At 57.7% G+C, this 16,458-nt stretch carries 9 protein-coding genes and 1 CRISPR repeat array; of the genes, 1 reads left to right on the forward strand and 8 read right to left on the reverse strand.

What is annotated here, in order from left to right; genetic code table 11:
- Positions 1-110: 110 nt before the first annotated feature.
- The 6 genes from ABIQ96_RS15205 to eboE form a co-directional block, all read right to left on the reverse strand.
- Complete coding sequence (locus ABIQ96_RS15205) at positions 111-1,604, reverse strand: DUF642 domain-containing protein (protein ID WP_348215464.1); 1,494 nt, start codon at positions 1,602-1,604, stop codon at positions 111-113.
- A gap of 193 nt (positions 1,605-1,797) precedes the next feature.
- On the reverse strand, positions 1,798-2,553 hold the full coding sequence (locus ABIQ96_RS15210) for a DUF6261 family protein (RefSeq protein WP_348215465.1): 756 nt from the start codon (positions 2,551-2,553) through the stop codon (positions 1,798-1,800).
- 530 nt (positions 2,554-3,083) lie between these two features.
- A CRISPR array of direct repeats spans positions 3,084-3,780; the repeat unit is 36 nt; unit sequence GCCGTGGTTGACCTCCTGATTTCAAGGTCCTAAAAC.
- 46 nt (positions 3,781-3,826) lie between these two features.
- Entirely contained in the window at positions 3,827-4,153 is a 327-nt protein-coding gene (cas2, locus tag ABIQ96_RS15215) for a CRISPR-associated endonuclease Cas2 (RefSeq protein WP_348215466.1), read from the reverse strand.
- The gene (gene cas1 / locus ABIQ96_RS15220) at positions 4,150-5,049 is read right to left on the reverse strand and encodes a type II CRISPR-associated endonuclease Cas1 (protein WP_348215467.1); all 900 of its coding nucleotides are present in this window, start codon (positions 5,047-5,049) and stop codon (positions 4,150-4,152) included. The genes cas2 and cas1 overlap by 4 nt, the downstream gene beginning before the upstream one ends.
- Positions 5,025-8,399 carry a type II CRISPR RNA-guided endonuclease Cas9 gene (gene cas9, locus ABIQ96_RS15225; protein ID WP_348215468.1) on the reverse strand — a complete coding sequence of 1,125 codons (3,375 nt, stop codon included), beginning with the start codon at positions 8,397-8,399 and terminating at the stop codon, positions 5,025-5,027. Before cas9 ends, cas1 begins: the two co-directional genes overlap by 25 nt.
- 317 nt (positions 8,400-8,716) lie before the next feature.
- A complete protein-coding gene (eboE, locus tag ABIQ96_RS15230; protein WP_348215469.1) occupies positions 8,717-9,880 on the reverse strand; it encodes a metabolite traffic protein EboE in 1,164 nt (387 codons plus the stop codon).
- Positions 9,881-10,058: 178 nt separating this feature from the next.
- Here eboE and ABIQ96_RS15235 point away from each other — a divergent pair, with 178 nt between their 5' ends.
- A complete protein-coding gene (locus ABIQ96_RS15235; RefSeq protein ID WP_348215470.1) occupies positions 10,059-10,508 on the forward strand; it encodes a gamma-glutamylcyclotransferase family protein in 450 nt (149 codons plus the stop codon).
- A 284-nt stretch (positions 10,509-10,792) separates the two neighbouring features.
- On the opposite strand, the gene ABIQ96_RS15240 is transcribed toward ABIQ96_RS15235, so the two are convergent.
- Both ABIQ96_RS15240 and ABIQ96_RS15245 read right to left on the reverse strand, forming a co-directional pair.
- Positions 10,793-15,706, reverse strand: coding sequence for an autotransporter-associated beta strand repeat-containing protein (locus tag ABIQ96_RS15240; protein WP_348215471.1), 4,914 nt, complete (start codon positions 15,704-15,706; stop codon positions 10,793-10,795).
- A 93-nt stretch (positions 15,707-15,799) separates the two neighbouring features.
- Entirely contained in the window at positions 15,800-16,240 is a 441-nt protein-coding gene (locus ABIQ96_RS15245; RefSeq protein WP_348215472.1) for an AraC family transcriptional regulator, read from the reverse strand.
- Positions 16,241-16,458: the final 218 nt, after the last annotated feature.

Here is a 16,458-nt window from a genome sequence, read left to right on the forward strand (position 1 = left end):
TCTCCACGAAAGTGGAATGCAAGCCGGCGGTTTCCGGTAAATGTTAGATAAATTCCGCCGCCCCTCACGAACTTGCTGCCGGGGGCGGCTGAGATTTTGTTTTTTTCGGTTTACGGCACTGGAACGAGTCTCACGTGGTCCAGCAGGAGATCCTGCGAATTGGTGGACAGCGAGAGATCGTCAAACACCAGCGTCACGGTGTCGCTTTGAGGAATGAATTCATAGGACTTGGCCTGCCATCGGGTACCTCCCGACACCGATGGGGCGGGGATGTCGAAGGTGTCTTGCAGCGGCGAGTAAAAAACCGCACCCACATGTTCGGCCACCACCACCTGCATCCGTTGGGGGAGGGAAACGTAGGCGAGGTTTCCTGCATCGAATTCGAGCCGGTAACGCTGGCCGGGGACGGTCGAAATGGTTTGAGCGAGTGAGCCGTTAGGAGTGGAGTTTCCCGCGTTGAAGGCGGCCAGCTTGCTGCCATCAGTGGGAGAATACGGTGCGCCCGACTGCACGGAAACATTGGCGGTGGAGGGAACTGTCCAACCGGCGAAACCGGTTTCGAAGCTGCCGTTGGTGATGAGATCGGTGGAGGAAGCCGGAGTCAGCCTCACGTGATCCAGCACCAGATCCAGCGCGTTGGTGGCCGTTGAGACATCGGTGAAACGAAGCGTGATCACCGCGCTGCTGGTAGTGAACTCATACGACGCCGGCACCCAGGCGGTTGCCCCGCCACCCGGCCCCGAGATATCGATGGTGTCTTCCATGATTGGATAGAAGATACTGAAGATCCGGTACTGCACCTGAACCTTCATCCGCTGGTGAAGTGCGTTATAGGACAGATTCCCCACATCGAACTCCAAGCGGTAGCGTTGCCCGGGAATGATCACGAATTCCTGGCTCAACGAGCCATCCGGTGTGGAATTTCCGGCATTGAAGGCTGCTAGTTTGGTTCCCTCGGTGGGACCATAGGGAGGTGTGGACCGCACCACGACGTTTCCACTTGATGTCCAGCTTGCGAACCCGTCTTCGAATCCTCCGTTGACGAGCGAGGTCAGAGGTATCTCGGTCAGCCGGATGTGGTCGAGCACCAGATCCAGTGAGTTGGTCGCTGGCGAGACATCCCTGAAGGTGAGTCTCACGAAGTTGTCCAACGGCGTAAACTCATAGCTCGCGGCCACCCAGGCGGTTGCGCCGCCGCCGGGACCGGCGATGTCGATGGTGTCCGTGATGTAAGGTGGTCGTGCTCCCGGTGGTGGCGGGATGCTCACATTGTCCTCGATCACGACTTGCATCCGCTGATGCAGGGAATTGTAGGAAAGATTCCCCACGTCAAATTCCAGCCGGTAGCGGTGGCCGGGAACGATCGCCACGGCTTTTTCCAGGGCGCCGTTAGGTGTCGAGTTGACCGAGTTGAAAACAGCGAGCTTGGCTCCCTCCGTGGCGAGGTAGGGAGGCGCGGATTGGATTGTGACATTGCCGGTGGCCAGCCAACCGGAAAAGTCGGACTCGAATCCGCCGTTTGGCACATCGGCAGTCAGCCGGGCGGTTGATAGGATCACCCATGCGGGGACGGTGAGCCACTTGCGAAAAATGAGCGTTTTCATGATCGCGACGAGGGTTGTGGGGGGAGAGATTTCTCGTCCGAACGAATTCCGGGAAAAAACCGATGAAACTTCACTCTTCACCGGGCGCAATGCAATCTTTAAAAATGTAACGTCCGCCCGCTGGGACGAACGAAAAAGGCCGCGCCGGGAAATGGCGCGGCCTCGGGAATCGCCGGGCTTTTTCCGGCGGGAATCAAACCGTCGGCACCGGTGCTGGCGGGGTGTCCGGAGCATTCCGGCGCGTGCGTCGGCCGCGAGCGGGTGTCAGAATCAGGGTGATTGCTTCGTTCAGGCGGAGAATCAGCGTGTCGAGCGCCGGACGGGCATCCGTCGTATCCGCTTCGTCCAGCGAGCCGATCAGCCCTAGCAGCAGTTGCAACCGGTTGCCAAGCGTTCCCTTCGCGGCGGCGAGCAGGGGATAGTCTTCCGCCGCCAGTTCATCACCACGGGCGTTCAACTCCGCCTCGAAGGCGACCTGCGAAGCGCGCAGTTCCGTCAGCAGTTCACCCGCGCCGATGGCGGTTAGGGCCGCTGGCGCATCGGCAGTGGCAAATGCGGTGAAGAGCGAATTCAACGCGCCGGTTTCCCGGGCGTAGCCGAAGGAATGCAGCGAATAGCCCTGTGCGCGGATCAACCGCAGTAACAGCTCGCCCGCAGCCATTAGATCCGGGCTGGAGCGGCGGCGGGTCGCTTCCTCACAACGGCTGCGCAGCGCGATAAAAGCATCATCCCGCACGGCGTCCGCCTCCGTGATCGCGGCGGTGCGGGCGCTGCCGCGCACGCGCACCAGCACGGATTGGATCTGTGCGCGGTCCTTTCCGATGAGGGTGATAAGAGGAGCAAGCAACGGTTCCGCCGGAAGCGATTCGTTGACGAGGGTGATAATACGTTCCGCGGCGGCGTCCAGTTCGTCGCCGAGAAGCAGGGTGTGGTGCAGATTTTCGATCATGTTTTTGGATGGTGTTGAGACAACGATCCAGTAACTGATGGGAATTCTATCCGTTGGCAAGACGTCTTTTCAAAAATCTATCATCCGTCACGCGGGCCGCTTCTCCGGCATCGGGAAATGCGGAAAATCCGGACGCCATTTTCTGCCAGTAAGGAAAACGCCATTCATTTGGACTCCAATTTCAGCCAGCCTGCCGGAAATCACTTTCTGAAAACCTTGAAACGCTGCAGTCCTTGAAAATCCACCCATCCGGACGCCGGCCAGCGCCAGCCCCTGAAATCGCGCGATTCGAATGCTTGGCTGGCCCCACTCTCCGAAATTGTCCGAGTTGGGCTCCAGGCCAGTCACTGCCTGTTAAATTCCAGAAATCCGGATTCTGGCGCGCACCAGTTCCTAGAATTACATCAATCGAATACTTGGCTAGTTCCTGTCTGATAAATCGCGAAAACAGCGGAAAACTCATGTGCGAACTCCATATCGCCCATGAATAAGCTAAAATGAGGGATCCCAAACGCAATCAGATTAACAGGGCCGTGGTTGACCTCCTGATTTCAAGGTCCTAAAACACGGAGCGCATCGGCAAGGCGTTCGATCTCGCCGTGGTTGACCTCCTGATTTCAAGGTCCTAAAACGAGACACGGTTAGGAGCATCGGCGGGAAGGGCCGTGGTTGACCTCCTGATTTCAAGGTCCTAAAACGCGCCGGATGCCTACAAGAAGGCGCGGGTGGCCGTGGTTGACCTCCTGATTTCAAGGTCCTAAAACGGCACGTCAGAATTCCAGGGCGTTTGCACCGCCGTGGTTGACCTCCTGATTTCAAGGTCCTAAAACACCATGACAACCTTCGAAGATGGTCCGGCGGCCGTGGTTGACCTCCTGATTTCAAGGTCCTAAAACCGGCTCGACGGGGTTAGCCCGAGGTTGATGGCCGTGGTTGACCTCCTGATTTCAAGGTCCTAAAACAAGACTCTCGGCGTTAGCGGCAACCCAGGAGCCGTGGTTGACCTCCTGATTTCAAGGTCCTAAAACCGCATCCGTCTTTGGGAAGAAAGGGGCCAAGCCGTGGTTGACCTCCTGATTTCAAGGTCCTAAAACCAAGCCGGTGCGCTTCGTTGGGGGTAAATAGCCGTGGTTGACCTCCTGATTTCAAGGTCCTAAAACAGGGAAGGTTTTCAAATGCCTTGGAATCCTGCCGTGGTTGACCTCCTGATTTCAAGGTCCTAAAACCAGATGCCCGCAATCCCTTATAAAATAGGGGTTGCGGGCATTTTGGCTCAGAAAAAAAGCAATTGTTGACCGTCGATGCACTCGTCTGGAACTCGGTTTCCCAAGAGGATCTTCATGCGGGCATATTGCTTGTCCGTGACTTGAAGAGCTCTGATCGAACCCTCTTCCGGACATTTTCCCTGAATCCGACGGATATGTTTGTCCACGGCTTCCTGCGCACGGCACATGCGGGCATAGACCGAAAACTGGAGCATCAAGTAACCGTCGCTGAGCAGATCGTTACGGAAACGGGCCGCTGCTGTTCGTTGAGGCTTTTTGGTCACTGGCAGGTCGAAGAATACGATTACCCACATACGGCGGAGGTCTCCTTTCATGACAACGGGATTGGGAACGTGAGCATTTCGGGTTCTTTTGCATCCATCGCTCTACGGAGCGATTGCACGCAAAGCGCGAAGGTGGCGAAGAATGTCATTTCCTCACCTTCGTATGACACGGGCTTTTCCAGCAGTAGCGCGAGGGCACGGCGGTCATCCAGTGTCAGTGCTTCGGAGGAAGAGCGGTCTCCAAGCAAGCTGGCAGCTGCCTGATCGACAAACGGGCGATAAGGTTCGATTAAATCATCGGCTAGGTTGAAGGCATTGGCCATCGAGCGGTGAAACAGACCCAAGGACGGGATGAATCCATGGGCGCAAAGGTATCGAGCCAGTCCTGAACGGCAGAGTGAGTATCCGTAGTTGAGAAGGCCGTTTGGTAGATCATCGGTGTGGCGGAGAAAGTTCCGCTCCGGGAATAAGGATGGGAAATGAATCACTGCTGCCCGTGCTTCCACATTCCCAGTGTCTCCGGACTGGACCGTGGGGATGAGAGCACGAAGTAAATCCGAATTCTGCGCTCCCAGCGACTCCAGGCAGACGGCTTGAGCTCGGATTTTTTCGCAAACGATCCGCTGCCAGAGTCGTTTTTTGAGTGGAAGGCTGCATTCCAATTGGAGGTTGGTCACTTCCGCCTGCCGGTAATGCAGGCCCCATGGCTGGGAGGTCCAAGCAGGCATGTGTCGGTCGTCGCAGCCGAGAACCATGATGGAGCATTGGCTCATGCGCGTCATGAGAGCGCCGGTGAGCGAAACCTCAGGGGTATCTAGAATAAGATAGGCGATGTCTTCCAACGGGAGACGCGTGGCGGTCCCGCTATCGGCAAACTCGATGACCAGATTCCGGTGTTCAACCCGCAACCTAGCCGCCCGGCTCAAATGCACACCACGCCACGCCATGTTCGTTTTTCCGATTTAACGAGGAAGATCCTGCCGAGGCGATCCACTGAGATTTTTCGAAATGATAAAACTCCGCTTTTCGTTGAAAAAACCAAATCCTTTCCCGCTGGGTCTTTTTCCGCATTCCCATCGTCGGGCAGGCTGTAATCAATTCGGCCATTATTTCGGTTCAGCCCGTTGTAGTAGCCAGCATTGATTTCCCCATCAGTGAATTTGATTTCAAAGCGAGAGTTCTTCCAAAGGCTGAATTCAAAACGGAAAGTCGAATCAATCATTGTCCATTCGCTTTCCGGCTTTGCAGCCATGATCGCCCGCATGGGTGGTGTTCTTTCTATGAGGTGATGCTTGTAAATAGGTACCAGATGGAATTGCCCTTTTTTGGAAAAGACGTCGCAACGGACCATCGTGCCGCTGGTGACATGACCCTGGGGCTGCGGGCGCAACTGAATGGCTCTCTGTTTTGAAAAGACCTTGCGAATGACACAGCCTTGTGGATCGCGTGGAAGTTCCTCGGGGGTGATAGGAGAGCCGCGCTTGATCCATTCGAGGAGGCTATCCTTGAGCCAGCGGCTGCGCTCATCGTGGATACCCGCGATTTTCTCAAGGTCCTCCGCTTTGGTGAATGTTGCTTTGGCTTTGCCGTTTTCATTGCCGACGACCGATTCCCGTTTATAGGCAATGGTCTTTCCATTCTCGTCCTGCCGGGCACGATAGATGGTTTCCAAATGGAGCGGGCCGCCCGCGCCGCAGCGTTCGCGGCGGGACACGGTGATCAATCGGAGTGCTTCCACTACATCATTGCGGAAGTTGCCCCATGGGACTTCCAAGTTCCGCAAGGCTAGATGAGAGGCGTGGGGCTTTTCCAAGCTGCCGTAAGCCTTACTGATTTTGGCAATCCATTGGGCGTCACCTTCTGCCAGACAGGCACAAACGAGAGCATCGACAGCGTGGTGCTTGTCGCCGATGCGTTGCCCGTCGAAATCCTTTTTCAAGTTTTCCAATCCCCATGCTTTGCGGACTAGTGATGTCATCGCACCAGGGCGGGTGAAGACTCTGCGCTTGCCGCCATTTCGGGCGGAGGTGTGCCCGGCTTCTTCATAGAGTGCTTCGAGATAGGACATGATCACCTTCGAGATGTAGCGGGTGTCGTTGAGATTCCGTTCCGCGAAAATGGCTTCTTCGTTGGCGAAGGTGTCATTCAGGAGATTTCTCTTTTTGCGCCGCCTGAGGCTCTGCATCGAAAGGATGCGGGTTTGAAATCCTCTCCATTTCTCCGGTGAGGCGGAAAGCCATTCATAGGGAGTCTGGCTTTTTTTGTCCTGATTGGATTTGGTGTAAACCAGCACCTTGTTGTCGAATCCGTTGTCATGGCTGCGGCTGCGGGGGAGGATGTGATCCACCTGTAGGTCAGAGTCATAGAGTCGCTCCTGATTGGGAAGCTGCTCGCCGGAGTAGGGGCAGTAGCCGCTCTGTTCGAGATAAAGCTCGTAACGCAGGAGATCCTCGTCGCTGACAGAGCCTGAGGCACAGTTTTTGAGCTTCGCCACTTCGTCGCGGTTGGAATCCTTGGTTTTTGTCCGGTCTTTGATTCCTCGGTCCATTTCATTGCGCTCGTCAATGGATTTTCCGAGATCCCGCCCGAGTTCGATGAAGATTCGCCCCGGAAGTGCTCCCGCCTCATCGATCAAATTGACCACCTGCTTCATCACTTCTCGGATCACCGAACTCGCAACCGGATTGGTGATGTCCTTAAACGGAAAGGTCGTATCCGTATGATTGAATCCGGCCTCCGCCATCGCCTTGTCGTAGGTGAGTCCCAGCATGAGGTGAGGAATCAGTCGTCGGGAAACTTCCGAGGAGACGCCGCATGCTCCCTTGAACTCGTGAAGGGTGGGGCGTTCGCTGTTCAAGTCCTCGCGCACAGAATCCACAAGAGCACCGGCGATGTTTCCGGTGGCCAATGATCCTAGGATGGTAAAAGGAGATTCGGTATCTTCTACTACCTCGTAGAAAGCCAAACTGAAAGCGACCTGATCCAACTCGTGGAATCCTGTTCCGAGTGCATGACCCCAGACTTCCTCTCCCAACGCATTGCGGAGACGGTGAGAACCCTCCGCACAGCCGCGCTTGGAAGAGCGGTTGCAGAAATCCTCCTTCTCGATTGCTGTTTTGGATGACGGTGTTTTGTCTTTGGCTGTTTTGCGAGTTCCTTCCCTCACGTCTTGGAAATCGACGTTTTCGGGAATGTTCCAAAGTTTACGGAGTGCGGTCCATGATATGGTGCGCGTTTTCCCAAATCCTGATACAAACGAGCCGTAGCCAACTCCATCCTGAATTTGGCTTGAAAGAAGCAACTTTGATCCATCCGGACGGATTAGTGTGATGTTGTTGAGCCGTTGGAGCGCACGGGACAGCTCGAATGATGGAGCGAACGATGTTGTTCGTTTCTCGGCGGGAAGAAATGGGCAATCTCCGAGCAAAGTGACGGGATCCTGCATCGACTTCTGTGCATTCAGAATGGCCAAGTATTCCTGTTCGATAACGGCGGCTGCGTGAGAATTACCAAATTGCCGCTGCGCGTCGAAGACCGTCCTGATCTCATTCAGCAGGTCATCGCGCAGCACCATGGAGGTATAGTTTCCGTCCTTATTCCTTTTTAGTTTAACTTCGCCAGTGGTGCCATCAGCCGATTTCAAGGCGACTGTGAACCTCTCGTCTTTGTCGAACATCTCAGCAACCGTCCGGAATGTGGAGAGCGCATCGTGATTGGCCTTCGTGCTTTCCAGCGTGCCGCCTTTCGATCCTTTTGCTGCAATGTCTCCCTTGCGTGCGCTTTTGAACCCCCGGCGTTTTGAATAGTGCATGAGGATGACCGCCCATTCCCAATCGGATAATGCTCGTTCAAGAGCTTCCAAGCGCCATTGCCATGGTGTTGCTTGTTCATGGCGGAGACGCCATTCATCTTTCATGCAGTGGTAGTCTGCCGGAAGCACGCCGCAATTTATCAGATATTTACGTGTCTTTATCATCCGGTGTGCCCGCCTTGCTGTCACTCGGCGCAAAAGGCGCTTTCCACGGCGTTCCGGGTTTTTGAGCTTAACCCCGGTTTTCTCCTTGGTTTCCGGAATATCAAAAGCGCGAACGCCCAGAAAGCTGATTACCCCAGGGAGGTTTTCAAAACCTCGGACGGTTCTTTTCTCTTTCGACGTCGATATCAGTGCTTGTCCGCATGAGCCGATGCCCAGATCTAAGCCACAAAACAGCGATTCATCGATTCTTGTCGGAAAGGACTTCGGGAGTTTGGTGAGTGGTGCGTCAAGACCGACGATAGGAGATTTTCGCGTTTCCATAAACTATCGGATTCTGCCTTGACGGATCAGAAGATCAAGACAAGATCTAGCCGAAATCAGGAGGTCAGCCACGGTAAGATCAAATCTTAACTGGTTTGAACCGTAAAGTCACCCTCGGGGGCAACCCCGGGGGAATCTTGTTTCTAGGGTAAGGACACGCCCCGGAGATTAATATCATGATCTTTGCCGCTCCTGGCGGAGGTTTGACGGGGGCGATAAGGTGATTCAGGGAACCGGCACGATTCTAACGTTGTCCATCACCAGATCCAACGAGTTGGTGGTGAGCGAGACCTCGGAGAAACGGAGGCTCACGAAGCCTATGCATTCTCCATCACCCACCGGTATTCCCCTGCGATCTGTTCTTCAACCGGGCGTTGCATACCTTCGGGGAAAACGCCCCAGGTGTAGGTTTCGATTTCGTAATGCTCGCAGAGATCCGGATGGTCTTTCCGCCACGCGAGGACTTCGCGGGTTTGGTCGCGGGTGGACTTGAGCGGCAATGCGGGTTCGGCATCCAACGGGATGTGGAAGTGGACGCGCATTTCCTCGAAATTGGCGGGATCGATTGTTCCTTTTTCCACCACGCCGAAGAAATCGGGGAGATCTGGGAAACGCATGAGATTGCCATCCCCGGACCTCAGAAGCACCTGATGGAAATACACCGGCTCATTGAAAGCGCGGATCGCCTCCAGCGCCCCCGGGTCGCGCGGGTCGAGCGCGAGTGCGCTTGATAGATGGATTTTCGAAATGCGGATCTGTGCGGCGACCAGTGTGTCGAGAGCCCATTTCGCGGGATCATATTCCAATGCGAAATGGCAGGCGTCGAAGTTCACGCCGATCCTGCGGCGGAGGATTTCCGAGTCCGTGCTTTCGCCGTGGAGAAATTCGAAAAAGCGGACCGTTTCATCGGTGTTTTCAAAATGTCCTAACGGCTCGGGCTCCAGGCCGAGATGGAAATCGATGCCGGTTTCGACGGCGAGTTCCTCCAGCCAGAGCGCGAGCTCGATCAGGTGGCGGCGAATCGGTTCGACTTCCGCGGAGAACGTCTTGTGCGAGCCCGGCAGTGTGGAAACGGAGGCGGTTGTTCCCGGTTTCGCGACTGCGGCGAGGATTTTGAAAAGGTCCTTGGTGTAGTCCAGTCTCGCCCGGTCCGTCCAATCCGGCTTGAACACCTGCTCCTTCACGCGTGTGCCGTGGAAACTGCCGTAGGGGAAACCGTTGATCGTGAAGACATAAGTATTCGTCTCCTGCAGCCACTGTTTGAACCACTCGATGTTGTCCATCCGCAACAATTCCCGCGCGGCCACTGCCGAAAGCCGAAGGCCGATGGCGAACGGGGCGTCCGCTTCCAATGAGCCGCTTGCCCGCAGGCGATCCCGGACTGCGAGGACGTGGGTATTCAGAACCTCGGCCGTTTGCTCCCACGTCTCAGCGGGGTGAATGTTGGTGCAGTAGGAGAGATGGGATGAGTCGAGTTTCATGCGGGTGACGGAGCCTGAAATCGCAGTCCTCCGGCCGCAAGCGGGATTTCCCGCGCTGTTCCCGTTCCGATCTTTTCCAGCGCGGAACAGGCCGTGGGATGCAACCGGCGGCAAGCCCGCAAGTTGAATTCAAGCTTCCCATGGCCGGAGCATCCGCTCAAAACATCGGGCAAGGAAAATGAAGCTCTACTTCGCCTACGGGTCCAACATGTGGATTGAACAGATGAAGGCGCGTTGCCCCGAACACAGAAAGATAGGCACGGCACTGCTTTCCGGTTACCGCTGGATGATTACGACGCGTGGTTACGCGAGTGTCGTCGAAGCCAAAGAGGATGAGGTCGAAGGTGTGCTTTTCGAACTCTCCGAGTCGGATGAGCGCTCCATGGATAATTACGAAGGGGTGGCCGATGGTTTCTATCACAAATTCGAACTTCCCGTTTTATGTAACGGAAAATCGCAACTGGCACTCGTTTACATCGATCCAATAACAGAGGAGGGGCCGCCAAAAGAGGAATATATCGGACGCATCAATGCCGGGCTGGCGGATGCCTGCCTCTCTAACGAATATGTCCTCCGTCAGGTGCGGAAGTTCATACCCGCCCGGGTTCAAGAGGCCGTCTTAAAATAGGGGTGCGGACGTCTCGTCCCCACGCATGGACGAGACGTCCATGCCCCTTATCCGCGGTTCACGCGGAAAAAAGTAGCAGGGGTATCATCCACCGCACCCGGAATGGAATTTTCAGAGAAAGGCCGCTCCGGTGCGATAACCGGAGCGGCCTGTTTTGAACCCGGGTCTCCCGGAAGATTTCTATTTAACGAGCTGCAAGCGACCGAAGAGCTTTCCTCCGGCAGCCAAAGTGCGCGGGATTTGCACGGTGACGGTGCCTGTTAGGGTATTTGTCATTTTTCCGCTTACGGAGTCACCGTGACATTGAGGCGGACGAAGCGTGCCGGGTCCCCTGTGGCCGGAGTGTAGGTCACCGAGGTGCCGTTATCGACCGCCGAGGCGGTGACGTCAGTCCAAGTGACGAGGTTGGTGGAGGTTTCCACTTTGTAGGTGCCGGCGAACGTGGCGCTCTTCGGCCAGGTGATCTTGCCTGCGACGAGCGCCGGATTCGCGGTGAACGTCGAACCGGTGGCACCGAAGAAGAACTCCATGCCATTCCTGACGCCGTCATTGTCGTAGTCGCCATCGGCTGCTCCGCCGCCGGCGTTGGCGGTCGCCCAAGTATTGTATCCGGCGGGTGCCGTTGTCACGCTGACCACGCCGGTTCCGGAGAAATGTGTGTTATCGATGTGGGCGGGGGTCGGCACCGCGGTCGAGGAACCCCACGTTCCGGACGCTTGCTGGACTGCGCCGAAGAACAGGGTGCCCACGACTTCCGTGCCGGTGGGTTGGACCTTGCCGCCGGTGATTACGAGTTTCCCGGCATTGGGGATGGCAGTGCCATTGACGGCAAGGATGCCTGCCGCAACGGTGGTATCGCCGGTGTAGGTGTTCGCTCCGGTGAGGGTCGTGGTGCCCGAGCCGATTTGTTTCACCTGACCGCTTCCGGAGATGATGTTGGAGAAGCTGCCGGCCGCGTCGGAGCGGTTGAAGGACAGGGTGGCGTTGTTCGTGACATTCATCGTACCGAGCGAGCCGGTTGTTAGGCCGTTTCCGACCATGAGGGTGCCGCCGGAGACCGTGATGTATTTGGTGGCGCTGCCTGTGATGGTGTTGGTGCCCGAGAAGGCCACCGTCCCGCCGCCGATGATGTTCAGCACGGCGTTTGCCGCGTCGCCGGAGGCCGAATTTTTGATGACGGACTGGATATCGAGATCGATGCCAGAGGCCGTCGTTCCTTGGCTTACGATGAAGGTGGTGTTGCCTTGGCGCAGCGGGGACAAGGTTGTGCCACTGATCGTGGAGGTCGTCGAGGAGCCGAAGGAGTTCAGCGCGGAGGCACCGGCGAAGAAGTCGAGATTCGCGCCCGCGATGCCGGTGATGCTCGCGCCAGTCATGTTGATGGTGGCGCTGCCCAACGTCTGGTTGGCCGTCGAATTCACATTGAGTGTGCCCCCGTTGAGGTGGATGGTGCTAAGTCGCGTGGTGGCATCGTAACCAGTCGCATCGCCGGTACTCAGCCGGAGGGTCGCGCCGGTATTGATGGTGGCGACGCCGCGGATGGCGCCGTTCACGCCTCCTCCTCCGGTGAGGTCGAGCACGCCTTGGTTGACGGTGGTGCCGCCGGTGTAGGTGTTCGTTTTGTTAAGTGTGAGCGTGCTCGTCGTGCCAGTGTCCTTGATCAGCGCGCCGACGCCGCTGATGACTCCGGCAAGCGTCTGATTCACTGACGACGAATACTGGAACGTGCCTGCGTTGGAGATGGTGCCGGGGTAATTGCCGGAGCCGAGCGAGCCAGCACCGCCAATTTTCACCGTGTCGGCGCTGATGGTGGTCGCGCCGGTGTAGGTGTTGGCCCCGGTGAGGGTCAGCGTGCCAGTGCCGAGCTTGTTAAGGCCGATCACATTGGCACCACCATTCGTATTGGCGATGATGGAGCCGTAGGTGAAACTCCCGCCCGCCGCATTGGTGATGTCGAGACCGAGGATGGAGCCGCTCATGAAACCGCCCGTGGCGGAGCCGAGACCTTTGAGGATGTCGATGTCCGCGCTGGTGAACTCATCGGCAGCGTTCACATTGAAAACGGCGGTGGCTCCGGAGTTGACGGTGAGGTTCGCAGTCGTCCAGGCGCCCGTCGTGCCGTTGTAGAGCGAGACCCTTTTGGCGAATTGCAGCGTGCCCGTGCTGACGGTCGTAGCACCGGTGTAGGTGTTCGCGGCGGTGAAGGTGACTTTGCCGCCGGCGCTTCCACCGGTGTTGGTGATGGTCAGGTTTCCCGCCCCGCTGATGGTATTGGTGAAAGTCGCCGGTTTGCCGCCCCAGACGTCATTGATCGTGTTGTTGGTGCCCGCCAGCAGGTTCACCGTTCCCGAGTAGGTGAGGGAGCCGTCCTGGGAGCTGAGCGTGCCGTTATCGAGTACGAAATTATTCGCGTAGCTCTGGGCGTTGGCCGTGCTGGCTGTGAGGAGGGTCAGCTTGGCGTTGTTCACGGTCACCGTGCCGGTTCCCAGTCCGGCCTTCGCGGCAGCGGCGGTGCTGCTGGTGACGGTGAGCGTGCCTCCGTTGACGGTGGTGCCGCCGGTGTAGCTATTGGTGCTATCGACACCCGTGGATCCGACGCTGACATTTCCAAAGGTCTTCAAGGCCACGGCACCGGAGCCGTTGTCAGTGAGCTGCGAATTGATGGTGACGGCATTCGCACTGCCGTTTTGGACATCGACGGTCCCCGCCGTGTCGGCCGCGCCGCCCGCGGTCAGGATGCCGTTCTGAAGGATCAGCGCGGAGGAGTCGGCAGCGGCAATTAGGCTACCGTTTAGTCCTAGGCGTAGAATGCTGCCGACCGTGGTGGAGAGATCCACCGTCGTGGCGGCACCGTAAGCGGTGTGGAGGAGGGTGCCGATGTCCGTGGTAACGCCCGAGGCAATGGTGATGGGGTCTGCGATGCTCCCCGAGCCCTCGATAATGCGCACGATGGAGCTGTTGTTCGGGATGATCTTCGCTCCGTCATCGAGGCGGGTGACATCCGCGTAGGTCAGGCTGGTCGCGGCGACGATGTTGCCCAGCCCGTCTTTCGCGGCGAAACCAGTGCCACCGAAGGTCACGCCACTAAGATAACCGGAACCATTGTTCGCCACGGTGGTGGTGGCGAGTCCGGTCTCGGCCACATTCAGCGTGCCGTTGTTGGTGAAATTGCCGAGTGCGATCTTCGCGGTGTTGAAGCCGCTGCGGGTGATATTAACGACACCGTTGATCGTGACCGGCCCGACGATCTCCAGGTGATTGCCGAAGTCTCCGGACATTTGGATGGTGCCGCCATTGATAACAAGTCCGGTATCGGAAAGCTTCGAGTTGTTCTGCGAATCGTAGTTCAAGGAAAGAGTCCCGCCATTGAGAGTGGTGGAACCCGTGTAGGGGTTGGAACCCGAAAGCGTCTGCATGCCGGTGCCGATCTTGACGAGGGCCACGGTGCCCGCGCCGTTTTGAATCGTGCCGTCGAAAGCACTGGTGGTGTTGGTTTCACCGACCGTCCAGATCGCATTGGTGGCGGCAGCCGAGTTGGTCACCACACCGGTCGCAGTGCCGTTGAAATAGCTGGTGCTTTCCGAATGGCCGTTGAGATCAAGCGTTCCGTCGAGACCGCTAATCCCACGGTTATTCGCGTTGCTGCCGCCATATATCTGATCCCCGCCGGTGCCGGTGAGTTTGACGATCGCTCCGGAGGCGACGCTGGAGATGCCCGCGACGGCCCGGGTCGTGGTGCCGCTCTTGGCCAGATCCACTTCGCCGGTGGAAACGGCGAGAACCAGGCTGGCGTTGTCGAAGCTGCCGCCAAGGACCAGCATGCCCGGGCCCGTTTTGGTGAGAATGGCCGTGCCGTTGGCCGCTGTCGCCACCCCATTGGCGATGGTCAGCAGGGTGGCCGCGCTGGTCAGTTCCAAGGTGCTGGATGCCGTGAGGTTAAAAGCACGGTCGGTGGTCACGCTGGCCCCGGTGTATTGCAGCGTGCCACCACCGAAGACCAGGTTTGCGGCTGCCGTGGAAGCGGCACCGATGTTGCTGGCGACGCCGCCGTTGGCGAGCGTGGCCACGCGGAGGACTCCGGCCGAGATGGTGGTCGCGCCGGTGTAGGTGTTCACGCCGGAGACGATCAGAGTGCTGCTCGTGTCGGTGTCCTTGGCCAGTGCTCCGGTACCGCTGAGAATTCCGGAAAGGGTCTGGTTTGCAGAAGATGAATACCGGAAAGAACCTGCGTTGGCGATGGTGCCGGCGTAGTTGCCGGAGCCGAGCGAGCCGGCACCGCCAATTTGGACCGTACCGTTGGTGATGGTGGTGCCGCCGGTGTAGGTGTTGGTGCCGTTGAGAACATAAGTGCCGTTCAAGCTCGTGGTGCCGAAGGTCAGTATGTAGGGGCTGCCTGAATCCCCAATATTTCCGTTAAAAGTGTTCGAAAAGCCTGCGCCGTTGCGACCGGCGATTGTGGCGTTACCGGAAAGGGTCACCGTGCCGTCAAGCACGACATTGCAGCTCGCGTTACCCAAACGCAGGGCGGCATCGAAACCGGTTTCACCGTAACCCGTGCCCGCGATGGTGATGTTTGCTGAAGTAGAGCTGCTGGCGTTCCAAAAGCCGAGCTGGCCTCCGGAAGCGACGGTGACCGAGGTGATTCCTCCCAAGGACGTGCCTGCGCCGAGGCTCAGACGACCCCCATTGATGGTCATCGCGCCGCTGAGGTTGGAGAGATCTCCGCTGAGCGTCAGCTGGTTGGTACCAGACATCGTGAACCCTTGGGTGCCCGAAATGGCGGTGCTGATGGTCTGTCCCGCGAAGCTGTTCACGACGCCAGTGCTGCCGATAGTGATGGTCGGGGTGCCAGTGCTGGTCGCGAGCGTCAGGGCGCTGGCGTTCGCAGTGGAAATGGTCCAAGCGGAGTCTCCCGTGGCACCGGTGTCGTCAAACTTCAGGGTGCTGACCGAACGATTCGAGTCCAGTGTCACGGTTCTTGCGGCCGTGATGTCGAGGGTGCTGAAGTCGGCGGACGCGTCGGCGCTGCCGGCGACGGCACCACCGGCGACAGTGCCGCCGGACCATTTGGTCGTGTCGCTCCAATTGGCGGTGCCAGTGTTATTGAACGTCCAAGTGCCGTTGGCTGCGTGGGCGGTGGGCGCGGAGAACGCAACGAAGAATGGAGCGAGGCAGGCGAGGCGGCGGGTAGGTTTCATCGTGGGATAGTTTTTGAGTTTAAGAAGTCGGTGGGGATCGGAGATTGGAGATTGGGGAAAGGAGAGCGAGCGGTTGAATCGTGCGGCAAGGTGTCATCCGGGGTTATCGTTCCCACGTGTTTCACCTGAAGAAATTGAGGTTGAGGACGGCGTGGATTCGCGCAGCACATGCGGCACCTCGCAGCCCGCCGCTGTGAAGGCACGTGCCGCCGAGCGGATGTCGGGGAAACCGCATTGCTCAGCGATGAACTGCGGCGAAAGCTCGGTCCGCAAAATCAGCCGGCGCACTTCGTTCAACTGCCGCAGGCGGATCGCCGCTTCCAGCGTCAGGCCGGTGGCGGCCAGAAAATGCGGATGGAACATCTCCAACGTGATCTTCTGCGTTTCCGCGACCACTCGCATCGGGGTCAAGCCATCGCAGGCATGCCGCTCGATATAACCCAGAGCCACGTCAATATCGGTCCGAGAGACGATGGAGCGCGCCGCCTTTCCGACAGCCGGGCCGTGGCCCTGTTGGGAAATGGGATCAGGCATCCGTGACATGACATCACCGTGCCGGAAATAATGTGGGGGTTCTACGGTGTTTGGTTGAAATCGATATACATTTTGTCTAAGGGGTCTGACGAGAATGGCACTGACTTAAGCGAGATTTCGGCGAAAGGAGTGGTCGGAAATCCGGTGATCAGGTTGCTTCTCGTGTGACCTCAAACCAACCCTTCCTCACCGGATTTCCTACGCAGATTTGTGGCCGG

This window comes from Luteolibacter sp. (assembly GCF_039920825.1).
Lineage (GTDB): Bacteria > Verrucomicrobiota > Verrucomicrobiia > Verrucomicrobiales > Akkermansiaceae > Luteolibacter.